Origin of the sequence: Sandaracinobacter sp., assembly GCF_041909755.1 — a bacterium.
In the GTDB taxonomy this organism is placed as follows: domain Bacteria; phylum Pseudomonadota; class Alphaproteobacteria; order Sphingomonadales; family Sphingomonadaceae; genus Sandaracinobacteroides.
The window spans coordinates 1-4276 of record NZ_JAYRCW010000139.1; the positions used below are offsets into that span (position 1 = coordinate 1).

The window sequence follows — 4276 nt, forward strand, 5'->3', positions numbered from 1 at the left end:
TTCGAGATTGACCGGATCGCCGGCCGGCGTTTCGCTGATGCGCGGGCGGACAGCCATCGACTGATAGAAGAGGCTGAGCGAACCGCCGCCGGACCAGCCGCCGAGCACGATCTTGCTGTAGCCGAGCTTTTCGCGGGCGTGGCGGATCCACTGGCCGAGATCGGCGCAGACATTCTCCATGATCAGCGCGCTGTCGTTGTTGGGATAGCGGGACACGGCGCTGAGGCAATGGATGCCGGCGGCAGGCAGGCCGACCAGCATCGGCAGATAGTGCATGACGCCCATGGGATGCATGAAGACGACAAGCGTGTCCGACGGCGTTTCGGGCTTCAGCAGATGCGCCTGAAGCTGGATGATGCCCCCGATGCCGCCATAGGTGGAGCGGACGGTGACCTTCTCGTCGAAGCTGATGTGAAGCGGGATGCGCTGAAAGTTGCTCATGCGTACAGCTTTGCCTTTTCCGCGACCGTCCGGGCCGTCCAGTCCGCCAGGATTGCTTCCGACTGGCCCTTTTCATGCGCCATGATCGGATCGTGGCGATCGGTGCGGGCGGTGATTTCCACCTGAAGCCCGTTCGGATCATACATGTAGATGGACTGGACGAAGTGATGATCGACAGGCCCGACGACCGGGACATTCTGCGCTTCCAGCCTGTCCTTCCATTCGTGCAGCTTGTCGATGCTGTCCGCCTCGAAGGCGACATGGCGATCGAAGCCATGGGCTTTCTGGAAATGCTCTGGCCGGGCGCTGCTGGGGGCATCGAAGAAGGCGATGTAGTTGCCGTCCGGTAGCTCGAAGAAGATATGGACATAGGGGTGCGCCTTGCCGCTCGAAGGCTCCTGCTCGATGAACAGCGCGGCAGCGACCGGAAGACCGAGAACGCCTTCATAGAAGGCGCGCGTTTCGGTGGCGTCGCGGCAGCGGAAGGCCGAGTGGTGGATGCCCTTCAGTTCGTTGCTCATGCCCGTTCTCCCCATATGCCGGCGGAGCATGCGGCAGGATCCGGCGGTCCGCCAACATGCGAATTCGTTAGGACACTAAGAAATTCCGGGGCGGATGTCGACTGTTCGGGTGACCGTCGTGGCGGGGAGAGCGGCGATCAGGCGTGGACTGCGGTGCCGATGTAGTTGATGCTGACGTCTGCGGAGATATGGAAGCCCCGTGTGGGCGACCAGGAAAGGCCGCTGATCTGCGTTGCCCGCAGGCCCGAAGCCGCCAGTTTCTGCGTCAGTTCATCCGGCGTCACGAACTTGCGCCAGTCATGCCCGCTTTCCGGGATCAGCTTCGCGATCTTCTCGGCGCCGGCGATGAGGACGGCCCAGCTGAGCGGGGTGCGGTTCGGGGTGGAGAATATCAGCAGGCCGCCGGGCTTCAGGAGATTGGATAGAGAAGATAGAAATTCCTCGATTTCAGTTACATGTTCGATAACTTCAAGACAGGTTATGAAGTCGTAGCTCGCTTCGCGTCCATGGGCGAACGCGATCACGTCGCCGGCCGTGTAGCGGATGTCGAGCCCTTGGGCCGAGGCATGGGCGCGGGCGGCTGCGATCACATCCTCCCCGGCGTCCAGCCCTTCAACCTCTGCGCCCATGCGGGCCAGCGGTTCGGTCAGCAGCCCGGCGCCGCAGCCGATATCCAGCGCCTTCAGGCCGGCGAGCGCGCGACGGTTGCGGGCGTCGAGCCCGAAGTGGCTGACCAGCTGTTCGCGCACATAGCCCAGCCGGGCCGGGTTGATGCGGTGAAGCAGGCGCGACGAGCCTTCGGGGTTCCACCAGTCCGCCGCGAGGGTGGCGAAGAGGGCGACGTTCTCGGGATCGCGGGTGGTCGTTTCCATGCGCGACAGATAGCCCGGCCGGGTGCTTCAGTCGACCTCTGCGAGCGGGCGACGATCGGCCGCGCCTTCCAGCCTGGGCATCAGCCGCCAGCCATGCGGGGTAAGCATTTCCAGCGGGTTGAAGCGGCGCTTGTAGTCCATGCGCGGGCTGCCCTTCACCCAGTAGCCAAGATAGACATAGCGCATGCCGACCTGTGCGGCGCGCACGACATGATCGAGGATCATGAAGGTGCCGAGACCGGGGCGTGCATCCGGCCCAGTGTCGTAGAAGCTGTAAACCATCGACAGTCCGTCGGACTGCTTGTCGGTGAGGCAGGCGCCGATCAGGCGGCCCGGCTTGCCGTCCACGGCGGGTTCCCGATATTCGACCACCACCGTATCCACCGGCGACGTCTCGATCATTTCCGCGAAATCATAGCCGTCCATGCCGGCCATGCCGCCCTGCGGGTGGCGATCCTTCAGGTAGCGGCGGAGAAGATCGAACTGCTCTTCCGTTGCCCAGGCGTCGCAGGCGGCGACATCCAGATCCGCGTTGCGCTTCAGCAGGCGGCGATGGGATTGCGACGGTTCGAACTGGTTGGCGACGATGCGAACGGACACGCAGGCGGTGCAGCCGTCGCAGCTGGGGCGATAGACGACATTCTGGCTGCGGCGGAAGCCGATGCGGCCCAGCCCCTCGCTCATGCGCTGGGCGTCGGGCCCGCGCAGTTCGGCGAACACCTTCCGTTCGGTGCGGCCCGGCAGATAGGGGCAGGGGCTTTCGGCGGTGACGAAGAAGCGGGGAAAGCGGGTTGGCTGTTCGGTCATGCCGCAGCCTTCCGGGCGACAGCCGCAGCAGGCCCGATCCGGCCGAAGATGTCAGCGACCACCCTCACGACAGGATTATTCCCGACTCCATCCATCCGCTCCCGCGCTGATGATGCACATTGGGTGGAGTGGAGGCAACGGACAAGCTGCACGGAAATGGGGGCATCGCCCGCCATTAACCCTGCCTTTTCGGTTCCTGCCGTTTCCGACGCGGCTGGAGCCTGCCTGTTCCGGTGCGGCCCCTTCCGCCGCTGATCGAACGGGAGCTAGCGCCAGCAGCCAGGCCCCGGCAAGCCAGCGAGGCGGGAGATGCGGCCAATCCGGATCAATCCCGCCCGGACCCGTCAGCCCAGTTCCACCTTGGTCACTTCATAGCCGGCGCCGCGAAGCGCCTCGATCAGGCGGTCCAGATGGTCGCCGCCGCGCGTTTCGCACTCGATCTCGGTCATCAGGCCCTTGGCCGGAAGGTTGGTGAAGATGCGGTGGTGCGAAACCTCCAGGATGTTCACCTGCTGCTGGTCGAAGATGCGCGCCACGCCATAGAGCTGGCCGTGGCGATCCTTCAGCCGGATCCTGAGGCGGGCGAGGCGGCCGTTGCGGGCGAGATCGCGCAGCAGCACGTTCGCCAGCAGGCGCGTATCGATGTTGCCGCCCGTCAGCACCATGCCGACAGTCCGCCCCCGGAACCGGCGGGGGTGGGCCAGAAGCGCGGCGAGGCCCGCCGCGCCCGCGCCTTCGACCACCGTCTTTTCGATGGAGAGCAGCATGGAAACGGCGCGTTCCAGATCGCGTTCGCCCACCAGCAGCACATCGGACACCAGCTTGCGGACAACCGGCACGGTGTTCTCGCCGGGGAACTTCACCGCGATGCCCTCGGCCAGCGTGTCGCCATCGGCCACCACCGGCTCGCCCATCAGGGTGGCCTTCATCGACGGGTAAAGCTCTGCCTGCACGCCGACGATATCGCACCTGGGGGCCATTTTCGACGCCGCGACCGCGCAGCCGGAAATCAGCCCGCCGCCGCCGACCGGCACCACGAGCGTATCGATATCCGGCGCATCCTGGAACATTTCCAGCGCGACCGTGCCCTGGCCAGCCATCACCAGCGGATCATCGAACGGATGCACGAACACCAGCCCGCGCCGTTCCGCGATCATGTGGGCGTGGGCGCTGGATTCCTCCAGCTTCTCGCCATGCAGCACCACTTCGGCTTCATGCCCTTCGGTCTGCTGCACCTTCACCATGGGGGTGAAGCGGGGCATCACGATGGTGGCCGGAATGCCCAGCCGGCGGGCGTGATAGGCAAGGCCCTGGGCGTGGTTGCCCGCGCTCATCCCGATGACGCCGCGCTTGCGCTCTTCCGGGGTGAGCGCCAGCAGCCGGTTCAGCGCGCCGCGCTCTTTATAGGCGGCGGTGAACTGGAGATTTTCGAATTTCAGATAGACTTTCGCGCCCGTCAGCTCGCCCAGGGTGCGGCTTTCCAGCGTGGGGGTGCGCACGATCTGGCCCGCAATGCGCGCCGCGGCGGCCTCCACATCATCGGGCGTGATGGCGAGCGGTTCGGCGAGACTGGCAGTTGCAGGCGAGGCGTTCATGTCTGTTCCCTTTGTTGGACGCTGCGGCATAGACCCCGCC

At 65.2% G+C, this 4276-nt stretch carries 4 protein-coding genes and 1 pseudogene; all 5 read right to left on the bottom strand.

Translation table 11 applies throughout. From position 1 onward, the window contains the following. Window positions 1–441 (bottom strand): annotated as a pseudogene (locus ACE3O8_RS12965) (alpha/beta hydrolase); the annotation flags it as partial. Further along, the gene (locus ACE3O8_RS12970) at window positions 438–962 is read right to left on the bottom strand and encodes a VOC family protein (protein ID WP_374390394.1); all 525 of its coding nucleotides are present in this window, start codon (window positions 960–962) and stop codon (window positions 438–440) included. The gene ACE3O8_RS12970 and the pseudogene ACE3O8_RS12965, both read right to left, overlap by 4 nt. 137 nt (window positions 963–1099) lie before the next feature. Next, complete coding sequence (gene ubiG / locus ACE3O8_RS12975) at window positions 1100–1834, bottom strand: bifunctional 2-polyprenyl-6-hydroxyphenol methylase/3-demethylubiquinol 3-O-methyltransferase UbiG (RefSeq protein WP_374390396.1); 735 nt, start codon at window positions 1832–1834, stop codon at window positions 1100–1102. Window positions 1835–1861: 27 nt separating this feature from the next. After that, a complete protein-coding gene (locus ACE3O8_RS12980) occupies window positions 1862–2641 on the bottom strand; it encodes an arginyltransferase (protein WP_374390398.1) in 780 nt (259 codons plus the stop codon). A gap of 344 nt (window positions 2642–2985) precedes the next feature. Then, window positions 2986–4236, bottom strand: a complete 1251-nt coding sequence (locus ACE3O8_RS12985) for a threonine ammonia-lyase (RefSeq protein ID WP_374390400.1) — start codon at window positions 4234–4236, stop codon at window positions 2986–2988. Window positions 4237–4276 lie beyond the last annotated feature (40 nt).